The following is a 16,199-nucleotide window of genomic DNA, read 5'->3' as shown; positions in this document are numbered from 1 at the left end:
TTCCGCTCGCTTATCGCTATTCGTTGAACCGGTCCGCTTCGGGCGCAATCAGCGCTATCCGTGCTGCGCCTGCGCGCCGCGCCATAACATGCGGCGAATTTGCGCGAACACGGCTTCGCGCGTGGGCGAATTGACGGCGCCCGCAGGTTGCTGCACCTGTGGCAACGGCAACTGATTAGCCAGCGCCAGCATGGTGAAGCCGTGCAGACTCGCCCAGTACGCGTAACCGATCAGCTGCGGATCGCCTTCCAGAATGCCCGCGGTTACGAGCCGCTCGAAGTGCTCGCCGAGCATGCGCCACGCGCGCTGTGAGGCGGCGGCGAGTTCCGGATAAACGCTTGCGTGCTGAGCCAGATCGAACATCAACCGATAGGCGTGCGGTTCGTCGAGTGCGAACGCCACGTAGGCTTCGCTCACCACCGAGTGATCCGTTTCCGGGGCGGTCTGCGCCGCCGCTTCGAGGCGCGCCGCGAAGCGATTGAACGCCGCGGCGCGCACCATCGCGAGAATCTCGTCCTTGTCGCGGAAGTAGCGGTAGGGCGTCATGGCGCTGCAACCCAGTTCTCTCGCCAGTTCACGCATCGTCACGCCTTCGGCGCCACGCGTGGCGAATGCATTCTCGGCCACGTGCCGCATGGCTTCGCGGAATTGCTGGATGTCGTCGGGGGAGAGCGTTTTGGGCATGCGCGAGGGCAGAAAGTCCGTCGCGTCAATTTACTGTGTAAATGATTTGGGTACAACAGCGCGGACGCCGGCGGCGTCCTGCTTTTCAAACGAAGAAAGAGATTTCAAAGTAGCAAAGGCACGTGCGCTGAATGCACCGCCCGTGCGCCGTCACGATGCCGGACGTCAACCGCCCCGTCCAGCCGCAAGACGCAATGAACGCAACAAAACTAGGAAAAACGCTTGATGGCCCGCAATGCGGTATCGCCGCTTTCAGTCACGCGCCATTGTTCGTTGCCCGATGCGAGCCGTTCGAGTTGCACCAACTGGCGTTCCAGCAGTGCGTCGAGTTCTTCTCGCTCCATATCGACCTGGTTCGGAGCATCCTTGACGAGCAACAACGTGGCGAATTCATGCGGACTTAGCATTGTTCTCTCCATGTCAAGCAAACGCGGACGGCCTTGCCGGCGACTGGCTCTTGCCAGTGAAGTCCGCAAAGAATCAGGCGGGAGGTGCGACTTAACGACAGACTTAACGACGGTTCACGTAACCGGCGCTACGCAGAATGCGGAAAAGTACGCCGGGGAACTGGAGTGTAGTCAACCGCACGTTAAACACCAAATCGGTCCCAGTAAATTCTCCCTTTGACAATTGGGCGCTTGAGAGGCGGTTAGGAGCCGCAGCCAGATCCTTGATTTCACTCGAAGTTTCGCGTGCGCTGCAACATGGCGGCAAACGCCTGGCGTCAGTCGGCGATATACACTTGGCAATTGGCAGCTGTGAGCGTTTCGGCCATCTCGGCGGGTGGTGCAATGTCCGTGAACAAGGCGTCGATCTGATCGAGATGGCCTTGGCGAACCAGCGCAGGGCGGCCGAATTTCGAGTTGTCGGCGGCGAGGAAAACGGTGCGTGCATGCTGGATGATGGCCTCCGCCACGCGAACCTCGCGCGTGTCGAAGTCGCGCAGCGTGCCGTCCGTTTCAATGCTCGACGTGCCGATGATCGCGAAGTCCACTTTGAACTGCCGGATGAAATCGATCGCCAGCTCGCCGACGATACCTTTATCCCACGGTCGCACGATGCCGCCGGTCACCAGCACCTCGCAATCCGGATAGCCGCTCATCATGCTGGCGACGTTCAGGTTGTTGGTGATCACGCGCAGGCCGCGATGCCGATTGAGTGCGCGCGCCACTTCTTCGGTGGTGGTGCCGAGATTGATGAAGAGCGAAGCCTGATCGGGAATGTGAGTGGCCACTAACGCCGCAATGCGACGCTTTTCGTCATGGAACATGCGCTGACGCGCCGTATAGGAGACGTTTTCGGAACTGGTCGGCAGACTTGCGCCGCCGTGGTAGCGGCGCAGCAGGTTCATATCGGCGAGCCAGTTGACGTCGCGGCGGATCGTCTGCGGCGTCACGTCGAAGTGGGCCGCGAGGTCATCCACGGTCACGAAGCCGTCGCGTTGCACCCACTCCAGCAGTTCCTGTTGCCGAGCATTGAGAGTCAGGCGGGGGTCTCGGGTCATGTGTCTCGGTTTCGTGAGTTTTTTATCCGCGCCGCCCGCCGCCGGCGTGCCAGGCTGAACCGGTAAGCGAGTGATGCGTGAATGGGGTGAGCGTATTGTAAGACCTTCAAGCGCCTTGTCTGCCAACTCGTGCGACGTGCATAAGATAGGGGACGACTGCACATCGATCTATTCAGCCTGTTTACGCATTTATTCATTTGATAAATGAATTTGTTTTTTGGGCCGGATCACGATGCAATCCGAGGTTCCGCGGCTGATTCATGCGTCATCCCGTCTCACCCCGCGTTTGATCTGTCTTCCAATGGTTTCCGGCGTTTTCCGCAAGCCGGGCCGCGCTTTCGAGAGTGTTCGACATGACTGGCTTCAACTGGCAAAACCCTTATCCGACGCCGCGTCTGCCTGTATTCGCGCGCAACATCGTTTCGACTTCGCATCCGCTCGCGGCGCAAGCCGGGCTGCGCATGCTGTGGAAAGGCGGCAATGCCGTCGATGCTGCGATCGCGGCCGCCGCCGCCATCACCGTCGTCGAGCCGGTCTCGTGCGGGCTGGGCGGCGACGCGTTCGCGCTGGTATGGGACGGCAAGAAGCTGCATGGCCTCAACGCGTCGGGCGTGTCGCCGGCGGCGTGGAACGTCGATTACTTCAAGCGCAAATACGGCGAGGAAAACGGTCTGGCGAAGCAACCGAAACGCGGCTGGGACGCGGTGACGGTGCCCGGCGTGATCGCCGGCTGGGAAGCGCTGCATCAGAAATTCGGCTCGCTGCCGTTCGCCGACCTGATGGAGCCGGCCATCGAAATCGCCGAGCGCGGTCACGCGGTGGCGAGCATCGTCGCTTATAAGTGGGCCGCCGCCGTGCCGGAACTGAAGGACCTGCCGGGCTTCGCGCAAACCTTCATGCCGCGCGGCCGCGCGCCGGAAGTGAGCGAACTGGTGCGCTTTCCCGGCCATGCAAAGACGCTGCGCAAGCTCGCCGAACAGGGCCCGCGCGCGTACTACGAAGGCGAGATCGCCGAGCAGATCGCCGCGTTCGCCCGTGAAGGCGGCGGCGCGCTGACGCTCGACGATCTGCGCAGCTACAAAGCGGATTGGGTCGAGCCGATCGGCAAGGATTATCGCGGCTACACGGTGCATGAGATTCCGCCGAACGGGCAGGGCATCGCGGCGCTGATCGCGCTGGGCATTCTCGAAAAATTCGATGTGAAGGAACTGGCGGTCGACAGCGTCGAGTCGCAGCATTTGCAGATCGAAGCCATGAAGCTGGCCTTCGCCGACGTCTACCGCTACGTCGCCGATCCACGTTCGATGGAAGTCACGCCAGAGCAGATGCTCGACGACGCCTACCTCACCTCGCGCGCCAAACTGATCGATCACAAGCGCGCCACGCAGTTCGACTTCGGCATGCCGAAGGCCGGCGGGACCATCTACATGTCGGTGGCGGACGAGCGCGGCATGATGGTCAGCTTCATCCAGTCGAACTACATGGGCTTCGGCTCGGGCATCGTGGTGCCGGATAGCGGCATCGCCATGCAGAACCGCGGCTGCGGTTTCTCGATGGACCCGAAGTCGCCGAACGTGGTGGAAGGCGGCAAGCGGCCGTTCCACACCATCATCCCGTCGTTCCTTACGCAGCAGGTGAACGGCCAGCAGGAAGCGGTCATGAGCTTCGGCGTGATGGGCGGCGACATGCAGCCGCAAGGCCACCTGCAATCCATCGTGCGGATGCTCGACTACGGTCAGCAGCCGCAGGCCGCGTGCGACGCGCCGCGCTGGAAGGTCAATCGCGATTTCACGATCGACATCGAATCGACGCTCGATCCGAAGACCGCCGAGGCCTTGCAGAAGCTCGGCCACACGATCAAGTCGGTCGACGATCCGTATATGGACTTCGGCTCCGGCCAGTACATCTGGAAGCTCGATCGCAACGATCCGGAGCGCGGCTATGTGGCGGCAAGCGATAGCCGCCGTGACGGGTTGGCCGCGGGGTTTTAGGCCAGCACCTATGCGCAAGGCGAGGCGCCGCTGGAGGCTGCGCTTCGCTGCATGCGCGGGCGATTCCGCGGGCATCGCCCGCTGCGCGCTAAAGGCATCGCACCGATCAAATACACCGGTTGCCGACGGCGCTCGCTTCCCGCGCGCCAGGCGTCCGGCATCGAGCATCTGAAAGAGCAGGAGACATCATGCAGACCCACGCGTCGCCTTCGGCGACAGCTTCCCCTCATTCCGCGCAAGCGCCGCTTTCCAAAGCGATGGTGCGGCGGATCGTGTTTTCGTCGTCGGTCGGCAATGCGCTCGAGTGGTTCGATTTTCTGGTCTATGGCTACTTCGCGACCATCATCGCCAAAGAGTTTTTTCCGATGAAGGACGAGTGGCTTTCCACACTCCTTGCCATCGCCACCTTCGGCATCTCGTTTCTGATGCGGCCGCTGGGCGCGGTCGTGCTCGGCATCTACGGCGACCGCAAAGGCCGCAAGGCGGCGCTGACGCTCGCCATCGCGCTGATGATGGTCGGCACCTTCACGATGGCGGTGATGCCGCCGTATGCGTCGATTGGAATCGCCGCGCCGATCCTGATTCTGCTCGCGCGGCTCGTGCAAGGCTTCGCGGTGGGCGGTGAGTTCGGCAGCGCGACTGCTTTCATGGTCGAACATAGCGCGTCGCGCCGCGGCTATTACGCGAGCTGGCAGTTCGCGAGCCAGGGGCTTGCGGCGATTACGGCCGCCGCGTTCGGCTCGTTGTTGACCGCATGGATGCCGCCCGCGCAACTGAATGACTGGGGCTGGCGCCTGCCGTTCGTGTTCGGTTTGCTGGTCGGCCCGGTGGGCTATTACATCCGTTCGCACCTTGACGAGACGCCGGAGTTCCTCGCGCTGCGCGAGGCGCGTGAGGCGCGTGAAGTGGCCGGCGCTCGCTCGACGGCAAGCGAAGAGAAGGACGCGTCGTTCGCCAGCCAGTGGGTCAACCTGCTGCTCGCGGTCGGCATCGTCGCGCAATCCACGGTAGGCGTCTACGTATTGCAGCTCTACATGCCGATGTACGCCGTCAAGCAGTTGCACATGCCGGCGGCGGCATCGTTCGGCGTGGTGGTGCTCAACGGCGGCCTGCAATTCCTGCTCTCGCCGGTGATGGGCGCGTTGTCCGATCGCATCGGCCGGATTCGCATCATGCTAACCACGTCGATCCTGATGGGCACGCTGATCTATCCGATGTTCGCGCTGCTGCAGTCTCATCCGACCATCGGCTGGTTGCTCCTGTTGCAGGGCACGGCGGGCATTTTCAAGGCGGCTTATTCCGGGCCGATGCCCGCATTGATGTCCGAAATCTTTCCGACGCAAGTGCGCTCGACGGGTCTTTCAATCGGTTACAGCATCGGCGTGACGATCTTCGGCGGCTTCGCGCCCACGATCGTCGAAACCTTCATTCATTTGACTGGGGACAAACTTGCGCCAAGTTACTACGTGTTGATTGCCGCGGTGCTGTCGGGACTTTCGCTCGCGGTCGTGGCGTGGCGCATGCGCCGCGTGCGTCTAATGCACGGCGTTCAGATCGCCTGATCGCGAGCCTTGCGCCGTTGATTCAAAGCGCCGCCATGCCCGTCAAACCTGACTGACGAGCTATCGTCACAGACTCAAGCCAGCTCTTCGAGCTGGCTTTTTTTATGCCTCGCGCGCCGCGCCATTGTCCGACCGAATGATTCGACTACCACGCCATTGGAACTGCGGCGGCTCGGCATGGTCTGTGCTGGGTTATCTGCAGAGTTGCGAAACACCGACTAAGATGCAGAATACAAGGGGTTAACTCTAATTCAAGGCGCTGTATCAGACACGGCGGACCGGCCCGGCCGAGAGCGGGCGGTTTCGAGCGAGCTCCGCGAGTCGATACAGCTTTCGGAGCAAGACACGATGCACACTGAGCTGAACCATGTCATGCCCTGGCGGATCGAGGACATCGACCTCACCCGCATTGATCGGCAAAAGGCCGTCGCCAACGAAGATTTGCTGCTGTTGCTGTGCGCGTCTTCGTTTATCGAAAGCGGCTCCGATCTTTACACGAGTAATCTGAGCACTTTCTTTAACGGCGATCCTGAGGTCTCGGCCTGGCTCAACCAGGAGTGGGAGCCGGAAGAGTTGCAGCATGGCCGCGCGCTCAAGACGTATATCGCTTATGTGTGGCCCGAATTCGACTGGGACACGGCGTTTCGTAATTTCATGGAAGAGTATTCGCTGACCTGCTCAGTGGAGGACTTCGAAAAGACCCGCGCGCTCGAGATGGTCGCGCGCTGCGTGGTGGAAACCGGCACGGCGACCTTGTATCGCGCGATCGGCGAATGCTCGGACGAGCCGGTGCTCAAGCAGATCACCGACAACATCCGCACCGACGAAGTCCGTCACTACAAGCACTTTTTCAAGTACTTCAAGAAGTACAACAAGATCGAAGGCAACGGCAGGCTCGCCGTGCTCGGCGCGCTCATGCGCCGCGTCATGGAGATCAAGAACGAAGATTCGGAGATCGCTTTGCGGCACGTGTTCGCGACGCGTTATCCGGAGCGCGTGCACGACTCGACTTATAACCGCGAACGCGCGGCGCGTATCAATGCGCTGGTGCGACGCAATCTGTCGGCCGACATGTGCGTGAAGATGCTGCTCAAGCCGCTCGATCTGCCGGCGCGGATTCAGCCCGGCGTGCATTACCCGCTCGCCAAGATCACGCAGCATGTGTTCTTTCGCTGATCGCCCGGCTTGAATCGCCGGCGTTGCAAATGGCCCGCTTATGCGGGCCATTTGTGTTTCGAGGCATGATGCAGGCTGGCTTACTTTTCTTCAGATCGACATCATGAGCGATTCCCCCGCACCCGAACGTCCAGTCGAACAGACCGTGTTCGATGAATGGCCCGATGCCGTGCGCACGTTGTTCGACGGTTCGTCGCTGGCGAGCAAGACGGGTTTCACCGCGTCGCTGCTGAGCGTCGATACGGATGGCCATGTACGCACGTCACTGCTCGGCGTCGGCGAGTTGTACGCGCCTGATTCGCGCACGTTATGCATCGCGTTGTGGCCGCAAGCGAGGGCGACGCGCGCCATCGCGCAAAGCGGACGCGCAGCGCTCACCTTTGTCTGCGACGCGGCGTTCTATCAGGTGCAGTTGCTCATGACGCCGCTAGCGAGCGTCGAGGGCGATGCCAGCGGGCTCGTCTATCTGCACGGTTCGATCGACACGGCGGAGGCGCAAAGTGTCCGTTATGCGCGCCTGACGAGCGGCATTACGTTCGAACTGGAAGGGGAGGGAAAGGCGGTGCTCGATCGATGGGAACAGCAGATCGAGCACCTGAAGCAAGCGGCTGCCGCGGCGGGCCGGTAGTTCTCGATGCGAGGACAACGGCTGGCGACGTCGGCTAAGCCTTGAAGCTTAACGGCCGCGTTGACCGCTGCGCGTGGGCTGGCCACCGCGCGGCGCGTCGTTGCGCGGCTTGGCGCCGCCCAGCAACGCACCCGGATTGCCGCCTTGCGGTTTCGCGCCTTGCGGCTTGCGCGGCGCATGCTGCGCGGCGCTGCCCTCATGCGCGACGGCGCGCGGCCGGTCGTCGTGACGCTGACCGTCGCGACGCGGCTGGCCGCCATTGCCGGCCGGCTTCGCACCTTGCGGCTTCGGCTGCTGTTGACCGTTCGCCGGGCGTTGACCCGAGCGCTGCGCCGGTTTTGCCGAACCCGCGCCATCACGTTTCGGTGCGCCTTGACCCTGACGCGGCGAACGACCACCACCGCCGCCGCCACCTTGGCCGCGACGCAGAATCGGTTCCGGCTTCGCAGTCGGATCTGGTTCGAAACCGGCGATCACTTCCTGCGGCACCGGACGCTTGATCAGCTTCTCGATGTCCTTCAACAACTGCAGTTCGTCGACGCACACCAGCGAGATCGCTTCGCCCGTCGCGCCCGCGCGACCCGTGCGGCCGATGCGGTGCACGTAGTCTTCCGGCACGTTCGGCAGATCGTAGTTGACCACGTGCGGCAGCTGGTCGATATCGATACCGCGCGCCGCGATGTCAGTCGCGACCAGCACCTGCAGCGTGCCGTCCTTGAACTCGGCGAGCGCGCGCGTGCGAGCCGACTGGCTCTTGTTGCCGTGAATCGCCAGGGCGCTGATGCTGTCTTTGGTCAGTTGCTCGGCGAGACGGTTGGCGCCGTGCTTGGTACGCGTGAACACCAGCACCTGAAACCAGTTGTGCTGCTTGATCAGATGCGTGAGCAGTTCGCGCTTCTTGTCGCGATCCACCGGGTGAATCTTCTGCGCCACCGTTTCGGCGGTCGTATTGCGGCGCGCGACTTCGATCAGCGCCGGCGAGTCGAGCAGATTGTCGGCGAGCGTCTTGATCTCGTCGGAGAAGGTGGCCGAGAACAGCAGGTTCTGCCGCTTCGGCGGCAGCTTCGCCAGCACGCGCTTGATGTCGTGGATGAAACCCATGTCGAGCATGCGATCGGCTTCGTCAAGTACGAGAATCTCGAGATGCGACAGGTCGATGGTCTTCTGCTGCATGTGGTCGAGCAAACGGCCCGGCGTCGCGACGACGATATCCACGCCGCTGCGCAGCGCGCCGATCTGCGGATTGATGCCGACGCCGCCGAACATCACGGTCGACTTCAGCTTCAGATACTTGCCGTACGCGCGCACGCTTTCTTCGACCTGCGCGGCCAGTTCACGCGTAGGCGTGAGGATCAGCGCGCGCACCGCGCGCTTGCCCGAGCCGGTCGTCACGGCGGGCATGGTGTTCAGACGTTGCAGGATCGGCAGCGTAAAGCCGGCAGTCTTGCCGGTGCCGGTTTGCGCCCCGGCCAGCAGGTCGCCGCCATTGAGCACGGCGGGAATCGCTTGCGTCTGGATCGGAGTCGGAGTGGTGTAGCCGAGTTCGTGTACAGCGCGGACCAACGGTTCGGACAAGCCGAGGGAATCAAAAGACATAAAAGATCTTTGCAATGCAGTTTCGCGAACGGCACACATGGGCTCCGGCAGGCATAAATGCCGCGTGAACACACCCGCTTGGCGTGTTCGAGGCCGAAGCCCAGTTCCGTTCGCAGAGAAATCGGCGGCACGCGGGAAACGCGTGCCGAATGCTTCAACGCGCTATGCAGACACGTTGACTGGCCTTAAGTTGCATTTCGCCGCCGTGGGGTGTCATGCGACATAGCGCGCGACACTGACGAATTGACACAGACTGCCCGCCAGTACGAACAGGTGCCAGATACCATGTCCATGCCGGATGCGCTCGTCGTTGATGAAGAAGTAGATGCCGACGCTGTAGATGACTCCGCCGGCCACGAGCCAGGCGGTACCCGCTGCCGGTAAGGCTTCAACCAGCGGGCGGACGGCCACGAGCGCGAGCCATCCCATCAGAACATACAGCACCATCGAAACGCTGCGGGTGCGTCGCCCCAGCGTCAATTCCTGCACGATGCCGAGAGCGGCAAGCCCCCAGCTTACGCCGAATAGCGACCAGCCCCACGGTCCGCGCAATGTGACGAGCGTGAACGGAGTGTAGCTGCCGGCGATCAGCAGGTAGATCGCCGAATGGTCGCATTTCTGCAGAACCGCCTTCGCACGCGGATTGCGCACGCTGTGGTAAAGCGTCGAGATAGCATACAGCACGAACAGCATCGCACCGTATACGCTGAAGCTGACCACCTTGTACGCGTCGCCGTCGAGCGCGCCCATCGTTACGAGCGTTGCAAGACCCGCCACCGACAAAACGGCGCCGACGAGGTGGGTAATGCTGTTAAAACGCTCCCCGACATGCACGATTCTTATCTCCTGCCCAGTTTCACAAGCGCCCCAGACCTGTCGCTTCGCGACAGGTCCCCCGCGGAGTGAGAAAACTGGGGCGGACCGGCGTTTTCTCAGGGTAACTACTGCCCTCATGATACCGGTCCTTCAAAAACAAAGGGCGCGGCCGCGAATTTCGCAGGCCGCGCCCCGGGTGCAACGAACGCTGCTTAGTCGAGCGGCGCCGAACGCAGATCGGATACTTGCTGCGGCGAGACGGCCGTACCGTGGTTGCCCCACGACATACGGATGTACGTCACAACCGCCGCGACTTCCTGATTCGACAGCGCTTGAGCAAACGGCGGCATGCCGTACGGATGCGGGTTGGCATCCGTGCTCGGCGGGTAACCGCCGTTCAGCACCATACGGATCGGGTTGACCGCCGAAGGCATCTGAATCGACTGGTTGTTCGCGAGCGGCGGGAAGGCCGGCGGCATGCCGAGGCCATTTTCCGCGTGGCACTTTGCGCAGTTGTCGGCGTAGATCTTCTGACCTTGCTTCAACAGTTCGCCGCCAAACTTTTCCGACGTTTCGAGTTGCAGCGGTTCAGGCGCTTCGCTCTTCTGCGGAATCGTCTTCAGGTACGTGGCCATGGCGTTGATGTCCGCGTCCGACATGTACTGCAGGCTGTTGTGAACCACTTCGGCCATCGGACCGAACACGGCGCCGCGGTTCGACACGCCGGTCTTCAGCAGATCGGCGATGTCTTTGGTTTCCCAGTCGCCGAGGCCGGCTTCCTTGTTCGACGTGAGCGACGGCGCGTACCAGTTCTGCAGCGGAATCAGGCCGCCGGCAAATGCCGCCGAGCTGACCGGGCCGCCCATGGCGTTGATCGACGTGTGGCACATGCCGCAATGGCCGAGGCCTTCGATCAGATACGCGCCACGGTTCCATTCGACCGACTTGGTCGGATCCGGCTTGTACTCGCCTTCACGGAAGAACAGCGTGCGCCAGCCGATCAGCATGTTGCGTTGGTTGAACGGGAATTTCAGTTCGTGCGGACGGCTCGGCACGTTCACCGGCGTGACCGAACGCAGATACGCGTAGATCGCGTCCGAGTCGGCGCGCGTGACCTTCGTGTAGCTGGTGAACGGGAAGCCCGGATACAGCAGGCTGCCGTCTTTCGAACGGCCGGTGTGCATGGCGCGGTAGAAGTCGTCCTGCGTCCACTTGCCGATACCGTACTGGTCGTCAGGCGTGATGTTCGGCGTGAACATGGTGCCGAACGGCGTGGCCATGGGCAGACCGCCGGCGAACTGCTTGCCGCCGCGCACCGTGTGGCAGGCGATACAGTCGCCGGCGCGGGCGAGATACTCGCCTTGCTTGATCAGCGCGGCCTGGTCGGCGGGCGTTGCCGCCATGGCCGTGCCGTTATGTAGATGGTCGCCGCCCGACCACAGGACGGGAACGAGTGCGGCAGCCGCAACGACGACGACTGCCGAGAGGGCGAACAAAGACTTGCGTTTCATTTGAGTGTCTCTCCCGGTGCCTTATTGCGGTTCGCTGCCGCAGGCAAGCGGAGTCTTCATCGAGCGGGCCGGAGCCGGCACGGGGTTTTGTGGGGCCTGTTGCGTGGAAAGCCAGGCGGCAACGGCGTTCACGTCTTCGTCGGTCAGACGCGTGGCGATGGTGTGCATGCAATCAGGCGCGATGGCATGGCGCGAGCCCGAGCGCCATGCGCCGAGTTGCGCGCTGATGTAATCGGAGTGCAGGCCGACCAGACCCGGGATAGCCGGCTGCATACCGGTCAATGTCTTGCCGTGGCAGGCCGCGCAAGCGGGAATCTGCTTCGAGGCGTCGCCGTTCAGCACGATCTGCTGGCCGCGCGCGAGCGTGCTCGACGATACCGTCGGCTTGGCCGGCGGCGGATACGGAGGACGCTGTTGCGAGAAATACGTGGCGATCTGATGAAGGTAGTCGTCCGAGAGATACGTGACGAGGTAGTTCATGGGCGGGTACTTGCGGCGCCCTTCGCGGAAATTCTGCAGCTGGTTGTACAGATAGTCGGCCGGCTTGCCCGCGAGGCGAGGGAAGTAGTCGTTGTCCGTACCTTGGCCATGCGTGCCGTGGCAGGCCGTACAGCCTTGCACGCGCGCTTCCATCGTATCGGGGGCTTTCGGTTGAGTCTGCGCTTTCGCAGCGCTATAGACGCCCGCGGAGCCGATCAGCAGAAGGGCGAGCAACGGGCGGAAAATGCGTCTTGAAGACACGCGTAACTCCATCAAAATCGGGGACCTGACCGAACTTCGAGCGGCTCGGTGTGAAGGGCAGCCGGCGCTGCGGCGACGCAGCATTCTATCATCGAAGGGTGATGATGACTATTTGGCACATTAGAGAAGGTTCCAGCTGTCACAGCCATGCGACAGTTTGACGCGCGCAAGCGTTTCACGCTGCCTAACTGTTATCCCAAATTTGTCTGCGCGATCAAGGGTGCACGGCCTGGCCGCGCACGAACTATCCATAAACCAGGTTGAACCGACGCCCGCGCGAACCATCGAAGCGTACACTTCCGGGCGCGCCGGACTTCGTCCGGTCTCGACGCGCCTGGGTCCGACGCCCACTGTTTTCCTGATCATCCGCTATCGGCCTTAAATGAAGCTACTTAATTTTTCCCGTCCGGCGTTGCGAGCGTCGATGCTCGGCGCCGCGGCGCTGCTCGTGACGTCCACGGCATTCGCCCATGCGCATCTGGGCTCAAGCGAGCCGGCCGCCAACGCCGAAGTCGCCGCGCCCTCCGAAGTGACGATTCATTTCACCGAGCCGCTCGAACCGGCCTTCAGCAAGATCACGCTTGCCGACATCAGCGGCAAGGCGGCCGCACCGGCTGAGTCGCAGGTCGACGAGCAGGACGGCCGGGTCATGCATCTGCCGCTGCCGCAGTTGGGCGCCGGCCGCTATGCGGTGCACTGGATCGCGGTAGCCACGGACGGCCACCGTACCCAAGGCGACTTTGCGTTTATCGTCAAATGAGCATCGACGGACTCTGGATCGGGCAGGTCGCCATGGCCGCGCTCATGAACGTCGCGTTTGCGTTTGCCGTCGGTTCGGCGTTGCTCGGCGCGTGGCTCGCCAAGGACGCCCAGCAGAAGATCTCGCCCGCGCGCCTTGCCTGGTTGCGCGCGCAACGCTCGATGCTAACGGCCACCGTCGTGCTGGTGCTTGCGGATCTCGGCTGGCTGCTGTATCAGGCGGCGTCGATGAGCGGCGTCGGGTTGCCGGCCGCCATCGGCGTGGTGCCGACCGTGCTGACGCAAACCCATGTCGGTTACGGCTGGAGCCTTGCGTTTGCCGGCGCGCTAGTGCTGCTCGGCACGGCCATGGCAAGTCATACGGGCATGCTGCGCAATGCGCTCCTGTGGCTCGCGGTCGTCGCGATCGCCGCCGGCAAGGCGTCGCTGGGTCATGCTGCGGATGCCGGCCCGGCCTCGGCCGCGATCGCCATGCAAACGCTGCACGTGCTCGTCACCAGCGTGTGGGGCGGTCTGGCGATGGCGGCGGGGCTCGCGGTTCTGCCGGCACTCGGCACCTCGACCGCGCGCGGTATGTTGATCCGCACGGCGACGCAGGTGTCGAACGTGTCGGTGGTGGCGGTTGCGCTCGTGCTGCTCTCCGGCATTTTCAACGCAGTGCGGGGTTCGGGTGGCTCGTTCGAGGCGATTGAACTCAGTACGTGGGGACACGTGCTGATGCTCAAGCTCGCGCTGGTCGCGCTCGCGCTCGTGCTCGGCGGACTCAACCGCTTTCTGGCGCTGCCGCGCCTTCGCCGCACGGCCTCGACAATGGACGCCCACACCTTCGTCAACGTGCTGTATCTGGAAGCGCTGGCGATGATCGGCGTGTTCGTCGCGGCGGCCGCGCTGTCGCATAGCGTGCCGGCGTTCGCCGCGCTCGGACTCGGTTGACAGCGTGGCGCGAGGTCGTGGCGAATCAAGAGATATGACTGGCGGTACCTGAACCGCAATCGCGTCCGCAAGGGTTCAGGTCCACAACGTCTCGCAAGCGCGACGTCGCCACATAAAAAAGCGCCGCACGGCAAAGCGTGCGGCGCAATACACACGGTCGCCTGGCGGTGGCCAGCAATCCGTTACTACACTTTTCAGGCGGCGAGCACGCGGCTCGTCCGCTCCAGGGTCTCCTCCGGAAACATCTCCTGCTGCAGCTCGCCGGCATCGCTAAACCATTGGCAGATCAGCCAGTTGCCCGGCGCGAACAGCACCGGGCCGCTCCAGGTGACAGTCATCGGGCGGCCGCCTGACTTCAGCTTCAGAACGTCGCCCGCGCGAAACGTGGGTTTCGGCCGCCTCATGAGCCGCCTGGCCAGTTGCATGGCAAAGCGCCGCTTATTCGAAACCAAGCCGATGGCCGAGGATCGGCGCGCAAAAGAGCGCGATGGCGCAGCCCGCGGCTTTGCCTTCCAGCTCGGCGCCCGCGGCGCGCGAGCCGTACATATGCGTCAGCAGATCGAAGAGTTGCGGCAGGCAGTACAGCACTGCGGCGCCGATAAAGCATTTCTCGACCACCGAGATGCGCCAGCCGCGCTCGAATGCGAGCGCCGCGCCGATAATGCGCAGCACGCCGAACACCACCAACGCGCCGACGGCGGCCTGTTCGCGGAGCAGATAGTCTGGAAGGAACTCGCCCATGATTTTCCCCGATGCATTTGTCGTTTGAATGCATTTGAGCAAGGAGCGGGCCATGTTTCTGTCTGGTGCCGAACGGACGGCTTAAAAACCTTTCTGGACAAGGCTTTGCGGGATGCGTGCGGGTCTGGACGGAGCGCGACAAACGCCTTTTCGAGCCCGTTCGGTCCGGGATGTTACGTTACTGCGACGGCCCGCGCGTCACGTGACCGTAACGCGCGGACCGCACCGGCGATGCGGTCGCCGACGCAAACAAAAACGCCGCCCGCAGGCGGCGTTCCTTCACGCGATTACCACTCGGCGACGCTGCCATCCTCATGGCGCCACACCGGATTGCGCCAGCGATGGCCGACCTTGGCCATCTCCCGCACTTTCTCCTCGTTGACCTCGATGCCGAGGCCCGGGCCTTGCGGAATCGACACGAAGCCGTCTTCGTATTTGAAGACCTCCGGGTTCTTGATGTAATCGAGCAGGTCGTTGCCCTGGTTGTAGTGAATGCCGAGGCTCTGTTCCTGGATGAACGCGTTGTAACTCACCGCGTCGATCTGCAGACAGGTCGCCAGAGCGATCGGGCCGAGCGGGCAATGCAGCGCGAGCGCGACGTCGTAGGCTTCCGCCATCGACGCGATCTTGCGGCACTCGGTAATGCCGCCCGCGTGCGACGCGTCCGGCTGAATGATGTCGACGTAGCCGCCCGACAGGATGTGCTTGAAGTCCCAGCGCGAGTAAAGACGCTCGCCCAATGCGATCGGCGTGTTGGTCTGATTGACGATGTCGCGCAACGCTTCGGCGTTCTCCGACAGCACCGGCTCTTCGATGAAGAGCAGCTTGTACGGGTCGAGTTCTTTCGCTAGCACCTTGGCCATCGGCTTGTGCACGCGGCCGTGGAAATCCACGCCGATGCCGATGTTCGGTCCGACCGCCTCGCGCACGGCTGCGACGTTGTTGATGACGCCTTGCACCTTGTCGAAGGTGTCGATGATCTGCAACTCTTCCGAGCCGTTCATCTTCACGGCCTTGAAGCCGCGTTCGACCACGGCGCGCGCGTTATTCGCGACGTCGCTCGGACGGTCGCCGCCGATCCACGAATACACCTTGATCTTGTCGCGCACCTGGCCGCCGAGCAGCGCATGAATCGGCACGCCATGATGCTTGCCCTTGATGTCCCACAGCGCCTGGTCGACGCCGGCGATCGCGCTCATGGTGATCGGGCCGCCGCGATAGAAGCCCGAGCGGTACATGACCTGCCAGTGGTCTTCGATCAGAAGCGGGTCTTTGCCGATCAGGTAGTCCGACAGTTCTTCCACGGCGGCCGCCACCGTGTGTGCGCGGCCTTCGACCACGGGCTCGCCCCAGCCGACGATGCCTTCGTCGGTTTCGATTTTCAGGAAGCACCAGCGCGGCGGAACGATGAAGGTTTCGAGCTTGGTGATTTTCATGGTGTGCGTCTCCTTTGTCGGCCGGCGTTGGCGCTTTAGCGCTCACTCCGGCCCCGTGCAAGGCATCGGCCTTAGGCGTCTGCGAACTATTCGAGGATTCACATGCTACAACAAAAGCGCA

At 62.7% G+C, this 16,199-nt stretch carries 16 protein-coding genes; 6 read left to right on the top strand and 10 right to left on the bottom strand.

Annotation, left to right across the window (positions count from 1 at the left end):
* Positions 1 to 54 precede the first annotated feature (54 nt).
* The 3 genes from BPHYT_RS16480 to BPHYT_RS16470 all read right to left on the bottom strand — a co-directional run bounded on the left by BPHYT_RS16480 (position 55) and on the right by BPHYT_RS16470 (position 2,188).
* Positions 55 to 684 carry a TetR/AcrR family transcriptional regulator gene (locus BPHYT_RS16480; RefSeq protein ID WP_012434277.1) on the bottom strand — a complete coding sequence of 210 codons (630 nt, stop codon included), beginning with the start codon at positions 682 to 684 and terminating at the stop codon, positions 55 to 57.
* A gap of 209 nt (positions 685 to 893) precedes the next feature.
* On the bottom strand, positions 894 to 1,091 hold the full coding sequence (locus BPHYT_RS16475; protein ID WP_012434276.1) for a hypothetical protein: 198 nt from the start codon (positions 1,089 to 1,091) through the stop codon (positions 894 to 896).
* A 317-nt stretch (positions 1,092 to 1,408) separates the two neighbouring features.
* A complete protein-coding gene (locus BPHYT_RS16470; protein ID WP_012434275.1) occupies positions 1,409 to 2,188 on the bottom strand; it encodes a DeoR/GlpR family DNA-binding transcription regulator in 780 nt (259 codons plus the stop codon).
* A gap of 353 nt (positions 2,189 to 2,541) precedes the next feature.
* Here BPHYT_RS16470 and ggt point away from each other — a divergent pair, with 353 nt between their 5' ends.
* The 4 genes from ggt to BPHYT_RS16450 all read left to right on the top strand — a co-directional run bounded on the left by ggt (position 2,542) and on the right by BPHYT_RS16450 (position 7,545).
* Entirely contained in the window at positions 2,542 to 4,179 is a 1,638-nt protein-coding gene (gene ggt, locus BPHYT_RS16465; RefSeq protein WP_012434274.1) for a gamma-glutamyltransferase, read from the top strand.
* A 188-nt stretch (positions 4,180 to 4,367) separates the two neighbouring features.
* On the top strand, positions 4,368 to 5,741 hold the full coding sequence (locus BPHYT_RS16460) for an MFS transporter (RefSeq protein WP_012434273.1): 1,374 nt from the start codon (positions 4,368 to 4,370) through the stop codon (positions 5,739 to 5,741).
* Positions 5,742 to 6,089: 348 nt separating this feature from the next.
* A complete protein-coding gene (locus tag BPHYT_RS16455; RefSeq protein WP_012434272.1) occupies positions 6,090 to 6,917 on the top strand; it encodes a ferritin-like domain-containing protein in 828 nt (275 codons plus the stop codon).
* A gap of 103 nt (positions 6,918 to 7,020) precedes the next feature.
* A complete protein-coding gene (locus BPHYT_RS16450) occupies positions 7,021 to 7,545 on the top strand; it encodes a hypothetical protein (RefSeq protein WP_012434271.1) in 525 nt (174 codons plus the stop codon).
* 48 nt (positions 7,546 to 7,593) lie between these two features.
* Here BPHYT_RS16450 and BPHYT_RS16445 read toward each other — a convergent pair whose 3' ends face one another.
* The 4 genes from BPHYT_RS16445 to BPHYT_RS16430 all read right to left on the bottom strand — a co-directional run bounded on the left by BPHYT_RS16445 (position 7,594) and on the right by BPHYT_RS16430 (position 12,221).
* The gene (locus tag BPHYT_RS16445) at positions 7,594 to 9,141 is read right to left on the bottom strand and encodes a DEAD/DEAH box helicase (RefSeq protein ID WP_012434270.1); all 1,548 of its coding nucleotides are present in this window, start codon (positions 9,139 to 9,141) and stop codon (positions 7,594 to 7,596) included.
* Positions 9,142 to 9,354: 213 nt separating this feature from the next.
* Positions 9,355 to 9,975, bottom strand: coding sequence for a PAQR family membrane homeostasis protein TrhA (gene trhA / locus BPHYT_RS16440; RefSeq protein WP_012434269.1), 621 nt, complete (start codon positions 9,973 to 9,975; stop codon positions 9,355 to 9,357).
* Between the two features lie 194 nt (positions 9,976 to 10,169).
* Positions 10,170 to 11,468, bottom strand: coding sequence for a c-type cytochrome (locus tag BPHYT_RS16435; RefSeq protein ID WP_012434268.1), 1,299 nt, complete (start codon positions 11,466 to 11,468; stop codon positions 10,170 to 10,172).
* A gap of 21 nt (positions 11,469 to 11,489) precedes the next feature.
* Positions 11,490 to 12,221: a c-type cytochrome gene (locus BPHYT_RS16430; RefSeq protein WP_012434267.1), complete on the bottom strand. Its 732-nt coding sequence runs from the start codon at positions 12,219 to 12,221 to the stop codon at positions 11,490 to 11,492.
* Positions 12,222 to 12,591: 370 nt separating this feature from the next.
* Here BPHYT_RS16430 and copC point away from each other — a divergent pair, with 370 nt between their 5' ends.
* Both copC and BPHYT_RS16420 read left to right on the top strand, forming a co-directional pair.
* A complete protein-coding gene (copC, locus tag BPHYT_RS16425) occupies positions 12,592 to 12,969 on the top strand; it encodes a copper homeostasis periplasmic binding protein CopC (RefSeq protein WP_041758560.1) in 378 nt (125 codons plus the stop codon).
* Entirely contained in the window at positions 12,966 to 13,901 is a 936-nt protein-coding gene (locus BPHYT_RS16420; protein WP_012434265.1) for a CopD family protein, read from the top strand. Before copC ends, BPHYT_RS16420 begins: the two co-directional genes overlap by 4 nt.
* 194 nt (positions 13,902 to 14,095) lie before the next feature.
* On the opposite strand, the gene BPHYT_RS16415 is transcribed toward BPHYT_RS16420, so the two are convergent.
* The 3 genes from BPHYT_RS16415 to dgoD all read right to left on the bottom strand — a co-directional run bounded on the left by BPHYT_RS16415 (position 14,096) and on the right by dgoD (position 16,078).
* Positions 14,096 to 14,326: a YodC family protein gene (locus BPHYT_RS16415; protein WP_049869076.1), complete on the bottom strand. Its 231-nt coding sequence runs from the start codon at positions 14,324 to 14,326 to the stop codon at positions 14,096 to 14,098.
* Positions 14,327 to 14,339: 13 nt separating this feature from the next.
* Positions 14,340 to 14,642 carry a hypothetical protein gene (locus BPHYT_RS16410; RefSeq protein ID WP_012434263.1) on the bottom strand — a complete coding sequence of 101 codons (303 nt, stop codon included), beginning with the start codon at positions 14,640 to 14,642 and terminating at the stop codon, positions 14,340 to 14,342.
* Between the two features lie 287 nt (positions 14,643 to 14,929).
* Positions 14,930 to 16,078 (bottom strand): galactonate dehydratase, encoded by a 1,149-nt coding sequence (gene dgoD, locus BPHYT_RS16405; protein ID WP_012434262.1) that lies wholly within the window; start codon positions 16,076 to 16,078, stop codon positions 14,930 to 14,932.
* Positions 16,079 to 16,199 lie beyond the last annotated feature (121 nt).

The sequence above is a fragment of the Paraburkholderia phytofirmans PsJN genome (assembly GCF_000020125.1).
Taxonomy (GTDB): Bacteria; Pseudomonadota; Gammaproteobacteria; order Burkholderiales; family Burkholderiaceae; genus Paraburkholderia; species Paraburkholderia phytofirmans.
Note: the sequence above shows the minus strand (reverse complement) of the source record. Positions and strands in the feature narration are given on the sequence as shown.

Bases quoted from the DNA above. Each gene is read 5' to 3' on its own strand.
- BPHYT_RS16480 (WP_012434277.1), bottom strand. From the start codon at position 684: ATGCCCAAAACGCTCTCCCCCGACGACATCCAGCAATTCCGCGAAGCC.
- BPHYT_RS16475 (WP_012434276.1), bottom strand. From the start codon at position 1,091: ATGCTAAGTCCGCATGAATTCGCCACGTTGTTGCTCGTCAAGGATGCT.
- BPHYT_RS16470 (WP_012434275.1), bottom strand. From the start codon at position 2,188: ATGACCCGAGACCCCCGCCTGACTCTCAATGCTCGGCAACAGGAACTG.
- ggt (WP_012434274.1), top strand. From the start codon at position 2,542: ATGACTGGCTTCAACTGGCAAAACCCTTATCCGACGCCGCGTCTGCCT.
- BPHYT_RS16460 (WP_012434273.1), top strand. From the start codon at position 4,368: ATGCAGACCCACGCGTCGCCTTCGGCGACAGCTTCCCCTCATTCCGCG.
- BPHYT_RS16455 (WP_012434272.1), top strand. From the start codon at position 6,090: ATGCACACTGAGCTGAACCATGTCATGCCCTGGCGGATCGAGGACATC.
- BPHYT_RS16450 (WP_012434271.1), top strand. From the start codon at position 7,021: ATGAGCGATTCCCCCGCACCCGAACGTCCAGTCGAACAGACCGTGTTC.
- BPHYT_RS16445 (WP_012434270.1), bottom strand. From the start codon at position 9,141: ATGTCTTTTGATTCCCTCGGCTTGTCCGAACCGTTGGTCCGCGCTGTA.
- BPHYT_RS16435 (WP_012434268.1), bottom strand. From the start codon at position 11,468: ATGAAACGCAAGTCTTTGTTCGCCCTCTCGGCAGTCGTCGTCGTTGCG.
- BPHYT_RS16430 (WP_012434267.1), bottom strand. From the start codon at position 12,221: ATGGAGTTACGCGTGTCTTCAAGACGCATTTTCCGCCCGTTGCTCGCC.
- copC (WP_041758560.1), top strand. From the start codon at position 12,592: ATGAAGCTACTTAATTTTTCCCGTCCGGCGTTGCGAGCGTCGATGCTC.
- BPHYT_RS16420 (WP_012434265.1), top strand. From the start codon at position 12,966: ATGAGCATCGACGGACTCTGGATCGGGCAGGTCGCCATGGCCGCGCTC.
- BPHYT_RS16415 (WP_049869076.1), bottom strand. From the start codon at position 14,326: ATGCAACTGGCCAGGCGGCTCATGAGGCGGCCGAAACCCACGTTTCGC.
- BPHYT_RS16410 (WP_012434263.1), bottom strand. From the start codon at position 14,642: ATGGGCGAGTTCCTTCCAGACTATCTGCTCCGCGAACAGGCCGCCGTC.
- dgoD (WP_012434262.1), bottom strand. From the start codon at position 16,078: ATGAAAATCACCAAGCTCGAAACCTTCATCGTTCCGCCGCGCTGGTGC.